The organism is Acidimicrobiia bacterium (assembly GCA_016650365.1).
Lineage (GTDB): Bacteria > Actinomycetota > Acidimicrobiia > Spongiisociales > JAENVV01 > JAENVV01.
Genome location: JAENVV010000145.1, coordinates 1 through 18,906 on the forward strand (window position 1 = coordinate 1; position 18,906 = coordinate 18,906).

The following is an 18,906-nucleotide window of genomic DNA, read 5'->3' on the forward strand; positions in this document are numbered from 1 at the left end:
GATACTGCAGTCGCCTCTGGGCCGCCGAAAACAAGGGACGATCTCACCAACTTCCAAGAAATCCTCAAGAATGAAATGTCAGATTCTTCTCGTAGTAATGCATCAACCGGGCGACTTCGAGACGAGGTGTTCACGATGAATGCCGGCTGGTGGATCGAAATCCCATAACCAGATCGCTCATCCGGGAGTAGAGAAGGCATGAGGGCGGAACAAGACACGGTGACCAAGGGAGTGGACAAGAAGTTCGAGCAGCTCTTCGCCGAGTACCTGGCACCGATCCGCGACTACTGCGCGCGCCGGGTAGACGTGGACCGCATCGATGATGCAACGGCGGAGGTCTTCGCCATCGCCTGGCGCAAGATCCACGAGGTTCCACCAGACGCGGGAGCGCTTCCCTGGTTATACGCCGTCGCCTATCGGGTGGTGTTCCACCATTGGCGACAAGCCGGTCGGCAAAGCCGACTTCGCGCGAAGGTTAGAAACATGATCACGGACGAGATAGGCCCTGACGTCGCTGACACGATCGTCCTCCGAGAGGACTACCAACTGGTGCGCAACGCCGCGGGCCGTCTGCGGCCAATCGATCAGGAGATACTGCGCCTGGCCATGTGGGAGGAGATTGCTCACGATGAGATCTCCGAGGTGCTCGGAATCAACCGGGGTGCTGTCAAACAGCGCCTCCACCGAGCGAAGCTCAACCTGATCAAAGAGTACCGACGAGCGAGCTCAGAGATGATTCCGGTCATCGGGCATGAGGAAGGACCAGTCTCATGAAAACCGATCAGGAGATTCTCCGCCTGTTCGCCGACGCCAACCCCCGACCGCCGCGCCATGCCGGTCAAACCCCCGCCGAGCATGATCTGCCGGCCATCGAGGAAAGCGCCCACACCATGCAAGATATACCGACATCACCGCAGAGGAGGGCCGCCTCGGCGTGGGGGAAGACCAGAGTCGGGCTGGTGCTGGCCGGGGTTCTCGCCGGTTTGGTCGTCACCGGGCTGTGGGTCAGTGAGCTACCCCCGCGTAATTCGACGATCAACGAACCTCCAGTCATTACGCCCTTTACGACGAGCCTTCCGCCAGACCCGGTAGACATGGCGATGCGGTTTCTGGCCTCCCGAAACGCATTTGACGCAGGAGAGGTAACCCGATTACTCGGATCCGGCAGGCTCGTCATGTTGGGGAACCGCATCGAACCCACCGAAGTCGCCGCGTACGTTGATTGGCTTGGGATCTACGACTGGAAGATCGAGTCACCTCGATGTGAAGAAACCGGGACGCCGGGTACCGTCGTGTGCACCTACACTCTGTCGGACCGCCTGATCCCCAAGGGGGCCATCGAGGTAGCTGGAACGATCAGGTTTGTGACAAGCGCTGGCCGAATCGACTGGGTTCAAGACGACTTCGATACATCTACCTACGGCCCCAACTACTTCGAACCGTTTGTCACCTGGGTCAGCGAAAACTACCCGGAATCGGTCAATGTGATGTGGGACTTCTCCGCCAAGGTCGCACCCCACTACAACGACGAAGCCCTCCGTTTATTCGACGAACGCCTGACCGAATACACAGACCCCGGTCAAGTGGCGCAGCGGTACCTGACGCTTCGCAATAGGTTCGATTCTCAAGCCCTGGTCGTAATCGTCGGCCCAGGCGATTTCAGAGCGTCGGGTCGGGTCCTTCGTCGGGCCGACTTGCCGTTCTACTTCGACTGGCTCAAGGTATTCGACTGGCAGCTGGCCGATCCCGACTGTCAGCCAGCGGAATCGGATAGCGTCACCTGCTCGTACTTGCTTACGAATCGACTGACCCGCCATGAAGGCATCGATAAGCCGGGCACCATAACGGTAAAGGTCGAAGCCGGACGAGTCTCGGCGACCGACGACCCGTTCGACGTCAAGACCTATGACCAGGACTTTTTCGCACCGTTCTACAACTGGGTGCGTCAAAACCACCCGGACTCGTTCGACACGATGTGGCTGGAGTTCGGAGGCGAAGCCACTCCTCGCTACTCCGCCGACTCTCTCCGGCTGTTCGAGGAATTACTCACCGAATACACCGGTTCGCCGTAAATGGTACCCGGCAAGGAGCCTTCAAGAATTCCGCAAGCATTCCATGTCACGTTATCGCTGAGCCCCGACCTTCCGGGCTGATCGTTCTCGAAAGGGGAACAGAATGATGCGGCACAAGTTCACGTACCTTACGTACCTGGTGATCCTGGGGTTGAACCTCAGCGCTTGTACAGCGGCGACCGCAAGCAATCCACCGGCACGACCGAGGCGGCAAGTTCGGGTGGTCGCACGACGTCCACAGCCGCAACGACCGCAACCACTTTGTCGCCTGACACCGTCTCTTCCACGCCAAACGGCGCGGTCGAGATCGCCCCAAGCACCAGCAGGGATGACATCCTCGATCCTGGCGAATACTGGATCGACCACGACGCCGATCCCGCCACGAGCCTCCAGGGTTCACTTCGCGGTCGCCGATCCCGGGTGGGGACCGCTCATCGGCGTAAACAAACAAGCCGGCGAGACCTTCTCCGAAAACTATGTGGCGGTCCACTTCTTCAGGATCGACCTGGTTGCGACGGCGGCGTGTGACGGGACCGAATACGAGCTGGTCGGCGACACGGCAGAGGCGGTGGCCACGCGACTAGCGGAAATCAAGGACTTCGAGACACTCGAACCACTCAGCAGCGTCAATGCTTTCGGGTACGACGGATACCACGTCATGCTCGCCGTCCCGAAGGACGGCTTCGAAGGCGACAGAATCACGGGCTGCGACGACGGGCATTTCGACAGCTGGCGGGGGCCAACCTTCGGTCGGTACTACCAGGGACCTGGCCAGGTCGTGGAATTCTGGGTGCTGGACGTCGAAGGGACCCTGCTGTCGATCGAGGCCACCTGGTTCCCAGATTCCCCGGAGGAAGACCTCGCGCAACTCCGGACCATCATCGACTCGGTCACGATCACACCCTGACCCCTGCCACACCGGCACACCAAGTAACTGACCGGATGAAAGGCCCGGGCAATCCTCCAAGAAAACCTCAAGCGGGGAATGGCACATTGTGGCCATGCCCACCAGCGGGAAGGAGGTTACGAAGCAAATCAGTTACGCGAATCAGCGCGACAAAAGGAGTGGAACATGAACCACACACAAGGAAAGTCCGTCACGATTCAAAGACTGGTTACTGTCGGCATCCTGCTGGCAGCCCTACTCATCCCGACCGCCGCCAGTGCCCGCCAGGACGAACTCGCCGAAATCCGGCGAGCCACCGCCCAATACCACCGGGTGGATGCCGCCATCGCGGCCGGCTACGAACTGGGTTATGTGAACGGGTCCGGGACCCGGATCATCTCGGGCTGTATCTCCCATTCAACCTCCGGCGCCATGGGCTATCACTATTTCAACAAAGACCTTATCGACGATCTGGTTGTCGACCCGTTGACCCCCGAGGGACTGCTTTACGAAATGGGTCCCAACGGGAAACTCAAGTTGATGGCCGTTGAATACATCGTGCCAGGCGAAGGCGCCAACCCGCCTGGCGTCTCAGAAGCACCGTCTGTGTTGGGGATGGAGATGCACATCTTGGTCCCGGCAGTCGGTTGGTATATCCAGCACGCCTGGATCTGGAGCACCAATCCGTCTGGAATATTCACGGATTGGAGCCTGGACGTGACCTGCCCGTAAGAGGCGACGCGGTTGGCGGCCCGGGAGAGGGAAACGCAAGCCGGGCCGCCAACCACCGGTTAACCGATACGAAATCCCTGGCCCTAGTATTACGGTCGGAGGTCATTCATGTTCGAACAAACCAGCCCGATTCCCGTTGCCCAGACCACGGTCCAGCGACGCGCCGCCTTCATTGCGAAGACCTACCGGTTGCTGTTCTTGTCGATTCTGGCCTTTGCCGGTGTCGAATACGTCCTGTTCACAACGGGGATTGCCCAACGGGTCGCCGACTTCGCCTTCAACACGAACTGGCTGCTGTTCATGGGCGGCTTCATTCTTCTTGCCAGCCTCAGCAGACGTTTCGCCCGGTCGGGTTCGTCGACCCCGACCCAGTATGCCGCGTTGGGCGCCTATGTCGTGTTCGAAGCGGTCTTTTTCGCTCCTCTGCTGTTCGTCGCCGACTCCTACTTCCCCGGAGTTATTTCTTCGGCGGCGGCGATCACCGTCATCGGATTCGCAGTCCTTACCGGGATCGTGTTCGTCACCCGCAAGGACTTTTCGTTCATGCGGACCGCCCTCATGTGGATCGGCTTTGGCGCTCTGGGCCTCATCATTGCGTCGGTCCTATTCGGGTTCCAGTTGGGAACGGCATTCTCCATCGGCATGGTCGTGTTCGCCGGAGCGACCATCCTGTACGACACATCGAACATCCTGCACCGTTATCCGGAAGACGCCTACGTAGGGGCGGCGATCGACTTGTTCGCCTCCGTGGCGCTCATGTTCTGGTACGTGCTGCGTCTCCTGATGTCAGGTCGGCGCTAAACCAGATCGCGAGCGAGCAGCGCAACCGTCTTTAAACCATCCGGCTTGGTGGCAACCTGCCGGAACCCCATCCGCACGTGAAACGCCATGGAAGCTTCATTGAGGGGATCAAGGTTGACTTCGCAGGTCATCTGACGGGCGACCCCGACATATGCCGCTGCGAGGCGCTTATAGAGAACCCGACCGATCCCCAGTCTCTGCGCCGATGGCGCAACCACGATCCGGTCCACATAGATGAAATCGTCAGACCGTTCATCGAACCAGCGGTAATTGGTCGATTCATAGGTCGAGCCAGGTTCACAGGCCACCATGAGTCCCGTCAACGCGCCGTCCATCTCGACAACCCACACGACTCCGGGATAGTCCAAAAAGCGGGTCAGATGTTCTTGGTCGGTAGGTCCTACGTGGGGAACCTCGGCATTGTTCAATGTCACCGCATCGACGACGTCCGTCGAAATCAGGGGTCGGATGATCATGACGCAGATTCTGTCACACCTCCGTCGTACGGTATACGTATGAACAACATGACCGAACACCTCCTGACCCAAGCCGAACGAGCACTGATTGAAGCCGGCATCGGTTTCACGGTTATTCAAGAGACCCCGGTCTCGCTGCCAACCGCGGCATAACGCCCGTCTAGGGTCTGTCAGGCCGTGACTGCCGAACGTATCGACCCCGACGACTGGGACCGTACCCTTGCCTTGTTGGACGGCCCCCAACTGATTGTCGCCGGGCCCGGCACGGGAAAAACAACCTTCCTGTCCCGTCGGGCCGCCGCCATTCTCGAATCCGGCGTGTCTCCCTCCCAGATTCTCGTTCTGACATTTTCTCGACGTGGGGCATCTCGACTGCGCGACGCCATCACCACGGCCGCCCCCACGCAGATTTCCGGACTGAGTGTCTCAACCTTTCACAGTTTTGCGTATCGACTGCTCGAGGCGCACGCCCCGGCTGCCTTCGGATGGAACACCATGCCGACGCTGTTGACCGGCCCTGAGCATGTGAGCGTCGTCGCCGGACTCCTCGCAACCGAAAACCGGGCCGATTGGCCGCTGCCGTTTCGGCCACTACTGGATAGCCGGAGTTTCGCCGAAGAGGTCGCCGACTTCATCATGCGATCCCAGGAATACCTGCTCGACGATGCTGCGCTGTCGTCACTAGCCGCACCGCGGGCAGACTGGCGGGGCCTGGTCGCATTCCGTGCCAAATACCTCGAAGCGATCACCGCCTCGGATCGAATCGACTACGGAACACTGCAAGCTCGAGCCGTCGAGTTGGCCGGACGAACCAGCATCGCCGAAGCCCTCGCCGACCAGTATCACTATGTCCTCGTCGACGAGTACCAGGACACCACGGCCGCCCAGGCTGCCTTGCTTGGCGGGGTTACCGAGCGGCGCCGCAATCTGACGGTGGTGGCCGACCCGCTCCAATCCGTATATTCGTTCCGGGGTGCCGAACTCGACAACGTTGATCGGTTCGGCGACCGGTTCGCAAGGCCAGACCAACCCGTGAAACAGTACGTCTTGACAACGTCCTTTCGCGTACCGGCGGTCATCCTTGACGCTGCCAATCGTCTCGTCCCTCACGCCGAAGCCATCCGCTCGGTAATCCCGGCACCGCACGCCGGAAGGCTTGAGCGTTTGCTGTTCACCCAACAGTCCCAGGAGGCCGAATGGATCGCCAAAAGGGTTCAGCAGATGCACATCACAGAATCGGTTCCCTATCACAAGATGGCCGTCCTGGTTCGATCCAAACGGCGCTTTCTCGCCGAGTTATCCCGGGCGCTTGAACGGCGCGCCATCCCCCACGATTCACCGGATACGCGCCTGGCCGATCATCCGGGCGTCAGGGCCGTGTTCGATATCGCCAACGCCGCCCATCACCATGACGCGAAAGTTGGGACCGGGGCAGCCGATGACTGTGATAGGGCCATTCGCCGCCTACTCCTCGGCCCGATGTTTCGAACGGCCTTGGCCACCGAGCGCGACTTGCTTCGGCTGCGCCGATCAACCGGCAACGACTGGGCGACGATTCTCGAGGCCTACGACTCAGAGTGGCTCGGTCCGCTGGCAACGCTCATTCGCGATGACACCTGGGCAACTGAGCTTCCGGCCGTGGACGGGTTTTGGCACGTCTGGTCAACGCTCCCCCAGTTTGAAGCAATGGTGGCTTCTCCGTCGGCGGCTCCCTATCGGGCGGCCTGGTCGGCGCTCGCTCAAGCGGTGGAGCGCCAGTTCGAGCGGGACCCTCATGTGGGCCTACACGCATACGGGAAGCTCACCGAGCAGGATGACTTCGAGGCCAACCCTCTCCTATCGTTCCGGCCCGATGGCGACCGGTTGACGCTCACGACCCTTCATCAGTCCAAAGGTCTTGAGTTCGATGTTGTTTTCATCGCCGACGCGACCGAAGGCACGTTCCCCGACCTGCGAAGGAACCGCTCCCTCCTTCAGCCACACCTGCTGTCCCCCAACCACGACATTGCCGACAGCCTCCAATTCCGACTGGCGGAAGAACGGCGACTCGCCTACACGGCCACCACCCGGGCCGCCCGCCACGCCATCTGGACCGCCACCTCGGCCGGTATCGACGAAACGGATAAACGACCAAGCCGCTTCCTCACGGCCCTCGACGACGATGCTCCGCTCAACGTTGTCGACGAAGCCGACGAGATCCCTGTCACGCCACTTGAGGCCGAAGCGCTGCTCAGGCGGCGACTCACCGACCCGGCGGTAGGAGCGGGCATCCGATTGGCCGCAGCCGAAGTCCTGGCCAGGAGACCGAACCGCTCCGTTCGTCACCCACTTGACTTTGCAGGGGTCCGGCCCCGGGGCGGTGATCACGGGTTGATCCCCGACCAGGCAACGTTTTCCCCGAGTCAGGCAACCTCATATGACGCCTGCCCGCGACGGTACGCATTCGAGCGGCGGCTCGGCATTGCCAGCGAATTCGGACGGTACGCCACCTTCGGGAGCCTGATCCACGACGTGCTCGAACAGGCCGAGCGCGGCGCCGTCGGAACTGGCGCCGACCGCTCCACCCTGGACGATGCGCTGGTATGGCTCGACGAACTGTTCGACACGTACGACCTGGACGTTGGAGCTCGCCAACTGGCCTGGTACAACAAGGCCACCAAACTGCTTTCCGAGCTATACGCCGACTGGATCCGTCCGGGAGCGACGGCGGTGATTCTCGAACACACGCTCTCGATGGACATCAACAACATCACCTGGAATGGCCGGGCCGATCGTATAGAACGACAAGCCGAGGGCGAACTCCGGGTCGTCGATTACAAGACCTCAACAAGCATTCCCAGCCAGGCCGACGCGGCTGAATCCATTCAACTGGCGTTCTACCTGGCGGCAGCCCAAAAGGACCCCGAGGTCCTCAAACACGGCACGCCAACCGAAGCCGAGTTCTGGTATCCCGCCGCCGACCGGAAGAAGAAGTGGGTGGCTTTCGATCCGTCACGGCTCGATCAGGTTCTCGGTTCCATGGCCGAAATCGCCGAGGGGATCCGGGCGGAAGATTGGACCCCGCGGATTGGCATGCACTGCAATAACTGCTCCGTAAAACTGGTATGCCCCCTCTGGCCTGAAGGACGAGAGGCATTTGTCCGATGACCGCATTCCTACCGAGCGACGAGCAGTCAGCCATCATCGGTGCCCCGATCGGTCCCATGCGGATCGCCGCCGGGGCGGGAACCGGCAAGACAACCACGCTCGCCCATCGCATCGCTCACCTCATCGACTCGGGGGCGGATCCTGAACGAATCCTGGGCATCACGTTCACCAACAAAGCCGCCGCCGAACTCGCAGACCGGGTCCGCGAGGTTTTGGCCGACCGTATCGACCCGGCGCGCACTGTTGAGATCCACACCTATCACGGTTTCGCCCATCAGATCCTCAGTGAGTTCGGGCCGCTCGTAGGGGTGGAGCGCGATACGCAGCTCATCACGCCAACGTTCGCCCGTCAGCTCTTCCACGATGCCGTGCAAGGCGGTACCTACCGGTACCTGAACATCACGTGGAGCGGGATCCTCGACCGTCCAGCCCGGCTCGCCGCGGCTCTCGCCGACAACCTGGCCGAACCCTCCCACCTGGCCGGGCTCATGCCATCCAAGCTTGACGAGCTGTGGGAGACCCGACGGGAGATCCTCGGCATTATCGAGCGGTATGAACAGGAGAAACGACGCCTAGGAGTCGCCGACTTCGGTGACCTGATCTTACGAGCCAACCAGCTCACCGGCGATTACCCCGACCTGGCGGCCCGCATACGCAATCGTTACGACGCCGTGTATCTCGACGAATACCAGGACACCAACCCGGCCCAACGCGAACTGCTCCGCAAGCTGTTCGGAGACGGATTCCCGATCACTGCCGTGGGAGATGCCGACCAGACGATATATGAGTGGCGGGGGGCATCGCTGGCGAACTTTTCGGGATTCGGCGAACACTTCCCCAACCTTGACGGGTCACCCGCCCCGACTTACCCGTTGACACTCAATCGCCGATCCGGCCAAACCATTTTGAACCTGGCCAATCGCATACGCGAGGAACTCGGAGAAGTCTCCGACCCACTACGCGCCCTTGACGAGACGAGCCCGGCAGCGGTCAGCGTGCGTTGGGAGGGCAATGCCGTCGACGAAGCGGACTTCATCGCCGAACAGGTGCTGGCGCTGCACGAGGAACAGGGCATCGCCTGGAAGGAAATCGCCGTCCTCTTTAGAAAGAACAAGGACATCGAGGCCGTCCGAGGAGCTCTTGAGGAGTTTGGGATCCCCGTGGAGGTGGCCAACCTTGGCGGACTTCTCGGCATACCTGAGGTGGCCGATGTTTTCGCCTGGTTACGCCTGCTCGACAACCCTTCGGACGAACCGGCCTTCATCCGTATTGCGATGGGCAGCCGCTATCGGCTCGGCATGCACGACGTCAAACCAATGTCGCGATGGGTCAAGAACCAACCTGAGTTGGGCCGCTCGATGATCGAAGCCCTCGACCAACTTATGTCGACGCAGGGCGACGATGACGGAAACCAGGGTCAGGACGATCAACTTCGGGTCGATCAACTCGACGACCGCACGATTGACGCCCTGGTACACCTGCACAGCACCTACCGGAGCCTGCTCGAGGCCGCCCAGGGCGTCAACCTGATTGAGCTGGTGCGCCAGATCCTGTCAAGGACCGGAGCCTGGCCGGAGGTGGCCGCCATGCCGGCCGCCGCCCGCCAGTCGGCGCGACTGAATCTTTACCGCTTCCTCGATCTGGCCGAAGAATGGAGCCCACTTGAAGGACGCCCCTCGTTGCGGGCGTTCGTCGACTACCTCACCCTGATCGTTGAAGAGCAGACCGAAGAACTCGATACGGCCCGGCTGTCAGGAGAAGACGCCGTCGCTCTGCTGACGGTTCATCGCTCCAAAGGCCTCGAATGGGACGCGGTGTTCATCCCCGCCCTATACGACAAGAACTTCCCAAGTTCCTCAGGGGTCTCGGACGATCCATTTCGTCATCCATACATGCTCCCGTACGAGCTACGACTCGACCGACATACGCTGCCCCCAATCAGCGAGGACATGACTGAGGCAGAACGACGCGACCTGTTGCGCCAGCGCGACCTGGACCAGGAGTGGCGTATCGCTTACGTAGCAGTGACCAGGGCCCGCCGATGGCTGACGTTGACCGGGGCAACCTGGCACGGGACTACCGAGGTGCGCAAGACACCGGGAAAGCCAAGCCGGCTTTTTGAACTCGCCGCCGAACAGTCGAATGTCATCGACCTCGGGACCGTTGAGGACCCGGTTCGACCGGAGTCGCTCCGCCGGTCACCGCTCGCCGGGTCGCCCGATCCGATATTCCCCGATGGGTGGGATAGCGCATTACGTGCCACCCTCGCTGACCCCGGTTGGGCCAGCCACCAGGCGGATCAACTTGGCGTGCGATCGACCTACGATCAGGCCGTGACCGACTTTCAGCAGATACTCTTCGACTTGCCAGACGACCCGGTCAGTCAGACCAGTCCCGCCCCGCTCACCACATCCGTCACCTCTCTGGTCACCTATGCCAGCTGCCCAAAACGGTATTACTGGTCCGAGGTCGATCGCCTCCCCCGGCGCCCATCAGCCGCGGCTCGGCGCGGAGTTGACGTTCATCGCAAGATCGAACTGTTCCAACGGGGAGCGGTGCCGTTCGAGGAGGTCACGGACGACTTCTATGACGCTCCCGACGCAGGTCCGTCGGATGTTGCGAGCGCGTTCACCGTATTCGAACAGTCGAGATTCTCGACCCTGGCCGCCCGCCTCATCGAAGCCCCGTTCGAGTTTGTCCATGACGGGATGCGAATCCGCGGTCGGATCGATGCCGTATATGAAGAACAACCAGGGACATGGGAAATCGTCGATTTCAAGTCGGGTAGACCATCTGAGAACCCGGCGATGGACGTTCAGCTCCAGGCCTATGCAGTGGCCGTCGACCGGGGATCCCTCGGACCCAACCCGCCGGCGCAGATGATCGCCACGTTTGCCTACCTGGGAGGCGGGAGCCTCACCGAGCGGACCGAACACATCGACGACGTTTGGATGGACGCCGCCAGGACCCGATTGTCGGGCATCGCCGAAGGTATCGGCGCTCAGGCATTCGACCCGATCCCGTCCAGCGCCTGTTCCAATTGCGACTTCCTCCGCTTCTGCCCGGAAGGGAAAGCCTGGTTGGAGTCCTAGCGGAGCTTGCCCAACACGGATTCGAGAATCAACGTCACGGGCCCATCATTGAGCAAAGACACCTCCATCGAAGCGCCAAATTCTCCACCGGCCACGCGGACCCCACGATCTTTTATCTCGGTCTCCAGCCGGTCGAGAAGGCGAGCCGCCTCGACGGGATCTCCGGCTCCGGTGAAGGACGGCCGATTACCGCGCCTGACCGACCCGTACAACGTGAACTGGCTTACCAGTAGGACCTGTCCCCCGGTATCGAGCAGCGATCGGTTCATCTTTCCGTCCGCGTCGGGAAACACCCGGAGGTTGACCAACTTTTCCGCCAGAAGCCGAACGTCTGTTTCCGAATCGCCGTACGTGGTACCGGCCAAAACCAGTAACCCGGCCCCGATCGATCCGACCTCACGATCGCCGACAACCACCGACGCATGACGTACCCGCTGAACAACCAAACGCATGTCGGCACCCTACCGCCCCTAGGATGCCACGATGCCAATCCGTTGCGACTGGGTCCCCGACGGCGACGATTTGTACGCCGCCTATCACGACACCGAGTGGGGCGTGCCCGTCAGGGACGATCGAAAACTGTTCGAGTTTCTCATTCTTGAGGGTGCGCAGGCGGGACTCAGTTGGCGAACCATCCTGGGGCGCCGCACGGCCTATCGGCAGGCCTTTGCCGACTTCGACCCGAACATCGTGGCGGGCTACTCGGCCAGAGACGAAGCCCGCCTCCTCGAAGATGCGGGCATCATTCGGAACCGGCTCAAAATCGCCGGCGCCATCGAGAACGCCCAGAAATTCCTCGCGATCCAGGCAGATGCCGGATCGTTCGCCAACTACCTGTGGAACTGGACGGACGGAGCGGTGATCGTAAACCGTCCACGATCACTGGGAGATATCCCAGCCCAAACCGATCTATCACTGAGACTGTCGAAGGATCTCAAGCATCGGGGTTTCACGTTTGTCGGCCCCACGATCATGTACGCCTATCTTCAGGCGGTCGGGGTCGTCGACGACCATACGTCCAGCTGCTTTCGTGCGTAGGATCGCATTCATGGCATACGATCGACCCCTCGCAACCGAGCCCGACTGGCCAGGGTCCGCCGGCCGACCGACCGTCCTGCTCGCTGATGCTTCCAGCCAACTCGAAGAACATCTGATTTCCAACTGGGCGAGCCGGCTTGGTCATGATTACGAAACGATCCGGATCCCTCCCTCGCGCCGCCGTCGTCCTGGTGTGCGTCCCGATCCACGCCTTGAAGCCAGATTGGGCCGCGGCGACGACCCCCTCATCGTGCCAGTTCGGGTGGTGTGGCAAGCACCCGATCGTGACGGAACCCGATCTGTCCGACTATCGGATCTTCTCAAATTCGGAGATCCCCGGGATCCGAACGTGCTTCAGCAGAACCTCTTTCTCCGCAGGTTTCCCGATCGCTGCCAGATCGTGCTCGGCCAACCAGCCGGAGCCGCCGAACTCCGGGAGGCATGGAAAGCCTCCGACGACGTAGTCGCCCTACGCGAGTTCGTCTCGCGGAGAGCCTGGCTGACCCTCGAACGAGCCGAGCGTCACGTACGAGGGAATCGGTACAAAGTTCCCAAGTTCCTAACCGAAGAAATCGTAAGGACCGGGTCCTTCCGGGACGGGATTTCTTTGCTGACCAAAGAGACCGGAAAGACATATGCAGCCATCCACAAGGAAGCCATCGGCAACCTCAAAGAGATTGCCGCCACCCACTCACCGCTCGTTATCGACCTGGCCGCCAACCTGATCAGCTGGATATACCGGCAGGGATACGGATCGATCAATTATGACGCCGACCACCTGAACCGGCTCTACCAGATGGGCGAGCAACATCCCCTCATCTTCCTCCCCTCCCACAAGAGCCAGCTGGATCGTTTGATGCTGCAGTACATCCTGTGGGAGAACAATCGGCCTCCCAACCACACGGCCGGTGGCATAAACATGAATTTCTTTCCGGTCGGCCCAATCATTCGCCGATCCGGAGTCTTCTTCATCAGGCGCACGTTCAAAGACAAGCCGATCTATAAGTTCGCTCTCCGCTCGTACATCGACTTCCTGATCGAAAAACGGTTCCCGATCGAGTGGTATCTCGAAGGCGGACGGAGTCGATCCGGCAAGCTCCTCCCCCCCAAGTTCGGGATGCTCAGCTATGTGACCGAGTCGTACCTTCGGCACAAAGCTGAAGACATCATCCTGTTACCGGTCTCGATCGCTTACGACCAGATCCAGGACGTCGCCGATTATGCCAAGGAGCAGCGCGGTGAAGCCAAACAGGGCGAAAGCATCTCCTGGGTCGTACATGCGCTTTCCCAGCTTCGGCGTCGTCATGGCAACGTGTATGTGAGATTTGGGGAGCCCGTCTCGTTGGCGAAGACACTTCCAGTCGGCACCATCGATGCCGACGAGAAATCGATCGCCGTCCAGAAGATCGCCTTCGAAGTCATGGTCCGGATCGGCCGGGTCACTCCGATCTCACCAACCGCCGGCGTCTGCGTCGCGTTGCTGAGTCGGCCCAACACGGCTCGCACTGCCGATGAGATCACCGAGTCTCTCAGAGAGCTCGCCGAGTTCGTGCTTCGCAGACGTCTCCCACTGACCGAACGTATCCAGTTGGATGGGACCGACCAGGTCGTTGAGGTGCTCGGACGCCTGGTCGAACACAACATCGTCACCCGTATCGAAGGCGGCCCGGGGCCGGTCTATCAGATCGGAGCCGACCAACACCTGTCGGCGGCCTATTACCGGAACGTTGTGATTCATTTCTTCGTCAACATCGCTATCGCCGAACTGGCACTCCAGCGGGTCGTCACCGAACGACCAGCCAATCCACTCGACACGTTTTGGGACGAGGTCATGAGCATCCGTGACCTCTTGAAGTTTGAATTCTTCTTCACTCCCAAAGACGAGTACCGAACTGAAGTCACGTCTGAACTCGATGCCGTAAGCCCCGACTGGGAAGCTCGGGTCGTAGCAGGGGACGCCCATGAGATCCTCGACGCGATACGGCCGGCAATGAGCCCATGGGCTCTCGCCCCGTTTCTGGAGTCGTACGCGGTTGTGGCAGATCTGCTGACCACATTTCCCGCCACGTTCGATGAAAAGAGTTTTCTGTCACAGGCGATCGGACTGGGTAAGAGCTACCAATCCCAGAGCAAGATCACCACCGCCGAATCCGTATCCCAGGTCTTCTTCAAAACGGCGCTAGACCTTGCCAAGAATCGTGGATTGGCCGCAGAGCGCGCCGAGAGCCTCGGCGAGGCCGACCTTCAGCAACGCCGTACGGCATTTGTCGCAGAAATCGACGATTTACTCGACCGGATTCGAACAATCGCGATAACCAAAACCTAACGGCCCCGGGCTAGGGAGCCATTGCCGAGTACGAGCCATAGTGGTGGATGGCCACCCCGCCGTAACCGGTATCGCCCCCGAAAGCCGCCTCCACCTTGGTCAATTCGGCCGCCATGGCGGTCGCTCCTTCCTCCCAGAAGGTGACCTTGTCCGAAGATACCGGACCGGTCTCGACTCCCACGACGACCCGCTTTGACAGCTGCGACCCGAGAGCCACTTCAAAGCCCGCCAGATCAATAATTCCGTCGACTCCGTCTGCATGGTCTCGATAGGCCATGACCACTACCCCATCAGCGGCTGCCATGGTCCGTTCCACGAGGGTTCCACCTTTCGTCCGATACTCGGCAAGGTCCCACCAGAATGGAACGGCAACCAGCATCTCGGTGGAGCCGGCGGCCTGTCGGGCAGCAGTCAGACTCTCGAGATATGAGGAGATGAGCCGCGATCGTTTCCTCGTATTCGACCAATCGCTCAGCAGGTACGGCTCGACGTCGGCGACGATTCCATCAAACAAGCCGAAGCCAACCACCTCATCCGTCCACCCAACCCAGGCGTTGCGATTCTGAGCCCAGGAGGCGTCACCGGCGACAGCCCAGACCCGCAATCCGCGGGTCCGGGCGTCGTCGATAAACGACGCATACCTGGCATCTCGTGAGAAACCAGGTGGTGCGCTTAGATACACATCGGTTACGCCACGTGCGGACGCAAAGTCGGAAACCCCTTCGACCGGTCCGTCCCAAACCCACATCGCTCGATCCGACGAGGCACCGGCAGGAACTGCCAGGGCCATGACGAGTCCAGCGAGGACGAACATAACCATGATGCGTTTCATTTCGGAAGCCCCCATTAGCTCGACACTGACCCTAGGCACGCCTACCCAGGAACTAAAGGGACATATTGAAGTCACTCTAAGTGACTAGTGACCGAGCGAACCGACCTGGTCCGCGGAAGGTTCTGCTCAGCAGAACCACGGCTCAGTAAGCCGTGGCCTCCCTTCAAAACTTCCTATTTCTAGAGATTCGGGTGGCAAACCAGCCGCTTCGAGCGCCATGGCAAACAGATCGAGGATAATCGCATTCGGTGGGGTATTTGACCGCGTAGAGTGTTCGACATGCTCGGCGAAGCGACCGGCGAGCTTCTCCGTTCGCGTGTCAATCGCCGTCCAGTCGTAGGTGAGTCGATCGGCGTCATACGTGCCAAGTTGAGCTTCCAGTTCCGACCTGTTCAGGAGGACGGATCCTTCGGGAATCAGCAATTTGATAGTGAATTGAATCGGGTCGGTCGGCAAATCGTATGACGCGACGAATCGGAACATGTCGACAATGTCCTCGACCATCGTCCACGGGGTGAACGGCAGCCACGATGGCCGGATGTCGATCCCGGCCGCCCGCATGATTTCCACGGCGACTGCCATGTCGTTGCGGGTATGCCCCTTGTCAAGAATGGCCAGGACACCATTATTGGTCGATTCGAAAGCTGACACGGCAAATACCACACCGGCTGCCGCCACCCGACCCCATAGATCCTGGTGTTTGAGAGTGTGCTCGACCTTGACCGTAATGTCGTACGTCAGGATCGGGAATCGCTGGTGGCTCTCTTCGAGGATCCGCATGGCATGGTGCGGGCCGTTGAAGAAATCGGGGTCACCGAACGTTATGTGCTCGGCACCCATGTCGACGAGTTGAGCGATGTCATCGAGCACCAGGTCGGCCCCCACCACCCGGAAGAGCCCGTCGTAGATGGCAGGAATCGGACAATGCCCACATCGATGGCGACACCCGTGACTGGCTTCGACGTAGCCGACGATCCGATCATCGCCTGATCCCTCGAGCCTGGCGTAACGGCTGAGCGGTGGTAGCAAATCACGGGCCGGGAGGACAAACGTAGATTTGACCAGGTCTGTGGTGATTCCCCCATCAAGGGTGTCCACCCACGACGCCAGGGCAGCCTCATATTCACCGATGATGATGCGGTCGGCCACGTGGCCGAAGGTTCGATCCTTGCCGATGCCGGCATACAGTCCATAGAGACAGACCGGGAGATCCGGGAAACGAGCCTTAATCCGGCCAGCCACCTCGACCGCGAGACGCATGGCAGTGTGCATTGGAACGGAAATCGCCACCGCCTGGGCCCATTCGACATCCACCCAATCCAGCGAATCGATGGCGAGGTCCTGGGCTCGGACGTCATGCCCACCGTTCCGGAGAACTGCGGCCGGCGAGGCCACGTGAAGCGGCTGATGGCCCATCTCGTAGGTGGAAATTAAGAGTGCTCTCACCCACATAGCCTATCGCCCTATGTGGGCTTCATGACTGAAGCCATATCCTTCACCGGTTCGCGGGGAACCGAACTCGTCGGGATCTTCTATCGCCCTGATCGTGACGTCAGGGCTGGCATGGTCATGGCCCACTGTTTTACGTGTTCCAAGGACCTTTCTGACTCGAGTCGGATCGCGGCCCATCCGACCCGGCGGTGGTGGCTAAACTTCTGATCGACTGGTTCGATAGGACACTGTGATGGGATTCGATTTCGTCGAGGAGCAAATTCGACTGGCCCAAGAACGCGGTGATTTCGATAACCTCCCTGGCACCGGCCGACCGATCGAAAGCCTCGACCGCCAGTACGACCCGGACTGGTGGGCACGGGATTTCATGAAACGGCTGGCAGCCGAGGATACCGAGCGGAGTCGGTCGGCCGGATTGGAGCGCAAGCTGGCCGGAGTCTGGGGATTGACCACCGAAACCAGCGTCCGGACCACCGTTGCCAACCTGAACGCCGAGGCCGGACCCGACATGTTTGATGCCGATGAGGTAGTCACGAGGTGGCGTAGGTTCCGGGCTTCGATCGGGCCCCGATGAGGTCTCGACCATGACGCGCATCACGTTCACAGGCCTTTAACGTGCACATCGCCTGCCTCTGTGGTGAAACGAACGCGCTTGCGGGTGAACGGCGCGACGAATCCATCCACCTCACCTGTGAGACTTGTGGGCACAGATGGACGAGGGATCTGTCCGCTCGTTGTGATCGGTGTGGAGGCGCCGATCTGCAGGCCGTGCCTCTCGCCATTGTCGAAAAAGGCCGGGGAACCCAATTGTCGGTTGTAGGAGTGCGATCCATCAACCTCTGTTCGACGTGTGATGCCGGGCAATTGCGTCAGTATCATGACAATCGACCGAATCCATTGATGCCGCCCGAACTCCCCACCGTCGGACCAGACGAAGGGTTGACATGACCGAATCACAACCCAATTGGCTGCTCATCATCAACCGGGTTGTCGGTACGGCCCTTTGGGTACCCGCCCTCGTGTTCTATGGCGTCTCAGGCCTGGTTGCTCCGATCCTGGGAGTGGTCGTCATGTGGGTGATCGGGGCGGTTTGGTTGGGAGTTGCTACCTGGTGGTGGCACCGCAAGAGCCTGCTCTACGCAGCCTCTCCGGCTCTTGCCCTGGCCACGTGGATGCTCATGGTCTACCTGGGAGACCGTTTGTTGGGTTGGACCGCCTGACCGCTTTTGTGTCACAGGTACGGCCTAGCCTGGCACTCATGAATCCTCTTCCACCGGCAAGTTTGGGCCGCGGCATCGTTACTACCTCCGGTGCCGTCGCTCCAGCACCCTGGTCGGATTGCGATCGAGTGATCATCGATGCGGCTGTCATAGCAGCCCCAGCCAAGACCATCGCTCGCCTGGCCCAGGCCTGGACCCAACGCGAAGCTCTGATCGTCGAACTGCAGGTTCCCGCAGAGACGCTCCGTGAACCAGAAGTCACCGACGCCGAGCCGTACACACTCCCTCCGGATTTCGAATTCCCCAAGGAACGCCTCCAGTTTCTCATCTGGGCGAACAATTACGACGGTCGGGGGACGAACCCCGATCCGATCTGGTGGCACAGCCGAAAAGCCGAGCGGCTCGGCGCCAAACCCGGCTCGGTCACCGACATTTTGTTGCCTGATGGACGCGCCGCATGGTGCGATGGAGGACCACGAGGGCCAGTTGACGTTGCCGATCTTCTCGTTCATCGAGAGTCAATTGAACTGGGAACGCTCAACACGTCACCTGCTCATCCACGAGCGGCTGATACCGACCTGGCCGACGATCAATCGGCGGCCGTCAATCATGCAGCTGGGCCGGCCAGGATCATCGCCCCGGCCGGGTCAGGGAAGACCCGCACGCTTACCGCCCGGATCACCCATCTTGTGCGGGACCGGTGGATCGAGCCAGGTCTCATCACTGCGGTGGCATACAACGCCAAGGCGGCCAGGGAGATGACGGAGCGAATCGAAGGCGTCAACACCTCGATACGAACCATTCACTCGTTGGCCTATGCCATTGTTCGGGC

The 18,906-nt window shown here is 60.5% G+C and carries 18 protein-coding genes; 13 read left to right on the forward strand and 5 right to left on the reverse strand.

What is annotated here, in order from left to right; translation table 11 throughout:
* The first annotated feature begins 198 nt into the window (after nt 1-198).
* Together JJE47_08650 and JJE47_08655 are read left to right on the forward strand one after the other, a co-directional pair.
* Nucleotides 199-774, forward strand: a complete 576-nt coding sequence (locus tag JJE47_08650; protein ID MBK5267489.1) for an RNA polymerase sigma factor — start codon at nt 199-201, stop codon at nt 772-774.
* Nucleotides 771-2,072, forward strand: coding sequence for a hypothetical protein (locus JJE47_08655; protein MBK5267490.1), 1,302 nt, complete (start codon nt 771-773; stop codon nt 2,070-2,072). The genes JJE47_08650 and JJE47_08655 overlap by 4 nt, the downstream gene beginning before the upstream one ends.
* Before the next feature lie 158 nt (nt 2,073-2,230).
* Here JJE47_08655 and JJE47_08660 read toward each other — a convergent pair whose 3' ends face one another.
* The gene (locus JJE47_08660) at nt 2,231-2,407 is read right to left on the reverse strand and encodes a hypothetical protein (GenBank protein ID MBK5267491.1); all 177 of its coding nucleotides are present in this window, start codon (nt 2,405-2,407) and stop codon (nt 2,231-2,233) included.
* Here JJE47_08660 and JJE47_08665 point away from each other — a divergent pair.
* The 3 genes from JJE47_08665 (at nt 2,401) to JJE47_08675 (ending at nt 4,491) form a co-directional block, all read left to right on the forward strand.
* On the forward strand, nt 2,401-2,979 hold the full coding sequence (locus tag JJE47_08665) for a hypothetical protein (GenBank protein MBK5267492.1): 579 nt from the start codon (nt 2,401-2,403) through the stop codon (nt 2,977-2,979). The two genes, JJE47_08660 and JJE47_08665, sit on opposite strands and share 7 nt — an antisense overlap.
* Before the next feature lie 165 nt (nt 2,980-3,144).
* Nucleotides 3,145-3,690, forward strand: coding sequence for a hypothetical protein (locus JJE47_08670; protein MBK5267493.1), 546 nt, complete (start codon nt 3,145-3,147; stop codon nt 3,688-3,690).
* Nucleotides 3,691-3,798: 108 nt separating this feature from the next.
* Entirely contained in the window at nt 3,799-4,491 is a 693-nt protein-coding gene (locus tag JJE47_08675) for a US12 family protein (protein ID MBK5267494.1), read from the forward strand.
* Here JJE47_08675 and JJE47_08680 read toward each other — a convergent pair.
* On the reverse strand, nt 4,488-4,967 hold the full coding sequence (locus JJE47_08680; protein MBK5267495.1) for a GNAT family N-acetyltransferase: 480 nt from the start codon (nt 4,965-4,967) through the stop codon (nt 4,488-4,490). The two genes, JJE47_08675 and JJE47_08680, sit on opposite strands and share 4 nt — an antisense overlap.
* A 177-nt stretch (nt 4,968-5,144) precedes the next feature.
* Here JJE47_08680 and JJE47_08685 point away from each other — a divergent pair, with 177 nt between their 5' ends.
* Nucleotides 5,145-8,114, forward strand: a complete 2,970-nt coding sequence (locus tag JJE47_08685) for an ATP-dependent helicase (protein MBK5267496.1) — start codon at nt 5,145-5,147, stop codon at nt 8,112-8,114.
* Nucleotides 8,111-11,206 (forward strand): ATP-dependent helicase, encoded by a 3,096-nt coding sequence (locus JJE47_08690; GenBank protein MBK5267497.1) that lies wholly within the window; start codon nt 8,111-8,113, stop codon nt 11,204-11,206. Before JJE47_08685 ends, JJE47_08690 begins: the two co-directional genes overlap by 4 nt.
* On the opposite strand, the gene JJE47_08695 is transcribed toward JJE47_08690, so the two are convergent.
* Nucleotides 11,203-11,658, reverse strand: coding sequence for a D-tyrosyl-tRNA(Tyr) deacylase (locus tag JJE47_08695; protein MBK5267498.1), 456 nt, complete (start codon nt 11,656-11,658; stop codon nt 11,203-11,205). The genes JJE47_08690 and JJE47_08695 overlap by 4 nt on opposite strands.
* Before the next feature lie 31 nt (nt 11,659-11,689).
* Between JJE47_08695 and JJE47_08700 the strand changes: the two genes are divergently transcribed.
* The gene (locus JJE47_08700; GenBank protein ID MBK5267499.1) at nt 11,690-12,244 is read left to right on the forward strand and encodes a DNA-3-methyladenine glycosylase I; all 555 of its coding nucleotides are present in this window, start codon (nt 11,690-11,692) and stop codon (nt 12,242-12,244) included.
* A gap of 10 nt (nt 12,245-12,254) precedes the next feature.
* Entirely contained in the window at nt 12,255-14,570 is a 2,316-nt protein-coding gene (locus tag JJE47_08705) for a glycerol-3-phosphate 1-O-acyltransferase (GenBank protein ID MBK5267500.1), read from the forward strand.
* A 10-nt stretch (nt 14,571-14,580) separates the two neighbouring features.
* Here JJE47_08705 and JJE47_08710 read toward each other — a convergent pair whose 3' ends face one another.
* Nucleotides 14,581-15,402, reverse strand: coding sequence for a hypothetical protein (locus JJE47_08710; GenBank protein ID MBK5267501.1), 822 nt, complete (start codon nt 15,400-15,402; stop codon nt 14,581-14,583).
* Nucleotides 15,403-15,528: 126 nt separating this feature from the next.
* Complete coding sequence (locus JJE47_08715) at nt 15,529-16,848, reverse strand: radical SAM protein (GenBank protein ID MBK5267502.1); 1,320 nt, start codon at nt 16,846-16,848, stop codon at nt 15,529-15,531.
* 30 nt (nt 16,849-16,878) lie between these two features.
* Between JJE47_08715 and JJE47_08720 the strand changes: the two genes are divergently transcribed.
* The 4 genes from JJE47_08720 to JJE47_08735 form a co-directional block, all read left to right on the forward strand.
* Nucleotides 16,879-17,061 carry a hypothetical protein gene (locus JJE47_08720; GenBank protein ID MBK5267503.1) on the forward strand — a complete coding sequence of 61 codons (183 nt, stop codon included), beginning with the start codon at nt 16,879-16,881 and terminating at the stop codon, nt 17,059-17,061.
* Between the two features lie 25 nt (nt 17,062-17,086).
* The gene (locus JJE47_08725) at nt 17,087-17,428 is read left to right on the forward strand and encodes a DUF1992 domain-containing protein (protein ID MBK5267504.1); all 342 of its coding nucleotides are present in this window, start codon (nt 17,087-17,089) and stop codon (nt 17,426-17,428) included.
* Between the two features lie 370 nt (nt 17,429-17,798).
* Nucleotides 17,799-18,074 carry a hypothetical protein gene (locus JJE47_08730; protein ID MBK5267505.1) on the forward strand — a complete coding sequence of 92 codons (276 nt, stop codon included), beginning with the start codon at nt 17,799-17,801 and terminating at the stop codon, nt 18,072-18,074.
* Between the two features lie 38 nt (nt 18,075-18,112).
* The coding region (locus JJE47_08735) for an AAA family ATPase (GenBank protein ID MBK5267506.1) at nt 18,113-18,906 on the forward strand (794 nt) is incomplete at its 3' end.

Bases quoted from the DNA above. Each gene is read 5' to 3' on its own strand.
- JJE47_08650 (MBK5267489.1), top strand. From the start codon at position 199: ATGAGGGCGGAACAAGACACGGTGACCAAGGGAGTGGACAAGAAGTTC.
- JJE47_08655 (MBK5267490.1), top strand. From the start codon at position 771: ATGAAAACCGATCAGGAGATTCTCCGCCTGTTCGCCGACGCCAACCCC.
- JJE47_08665 (MBK5267492.1), top strand. From the start codon at position 2,401: ATGACATCCTCGATCCTGGCGAATACTGGATCGACCACGACGCCGATC.
- JJE47_08660 (MBK5267491.1), bottom strand. From the start codon at position 2,407: ATGTCATCCCTGCTGGTGCTTGGGGCGATCTCGACCGCGCCGTTTGGC.
- JJE47_08670 (MBK5267493.1), top strand. From the start codon at position 3,145: ATGAACCACACACAAGGAAAGTCCGTCACGATTCAAAGACTGGTTACT.
- JJE47_08675 (MBK5267494.1), top strand. From the start codon at position 3,799: ATGTTCGAACAAACCAGCCCGATTCCCGTTGCCCAGACCACGGTCCAG.
- JJE47_08680 (MBK5267495.1), bottom strand. From the start codon at position 4,967: ATGATCATCCGACCCCTGATTTCGACGGACGTCGTCGATGCGGTGACA.
- JJE47_08690 (MBK5267497.1), top strand. From the start codon at position 8,111: ATGACCGCATTCCTACCGAGCGACGAGCAGTCAGCCATCATCGGTGCC.
- JJE47_08695 (MBK5267498.1), bottom strand. From the start codon at position 11,658: ATGCGTTTGGTTGTTCAGCGGGTACGTCATGCGTCGGTGGTTGTCGGC.
- JJE47_08700 (MBK5267499.1), top strand. From the start codon at position 11,690: ATGCCAATCCGTTGCGACTGGGTCCCCGACGGCGACGATTTGTACGCC.
- JJE47_08705 (MBK5267500.1), top strand. From the start codon at position 12,255: ATGGCATACGATCGACCCCTCGCAACCGAGCCCGACTGGCCAGGGTCC.
- JJE47_08710 (MBK5267501.1), bottom strand. From the start codon at position 15,402: ATGAAACGCATCATGGTTATGTTCGTCCTCGCTGGACTCGTCATGGCC.
- JJE47_08720 (MBK5267503.1), top strand. From the start codon at position 16,879: ATGACTGAAGCCATATCCTTCACCGGTTCGCGGGGAACCGAACTCGTC.
- JJE47_08725 (MBK5267504.1), top strand. From the start codon at position 17,087: ATGGGATTCGATTTCGTCGAGGAGCAAATTCGACTGGCCCAAGAACGC.
- JJE47_08730 (MBK5267505.1), top strand. From the start codon at position 17,799: ATGACCGAATCACAACCCAATTGGCTGCTCATCATCAACCGGGTTGTC.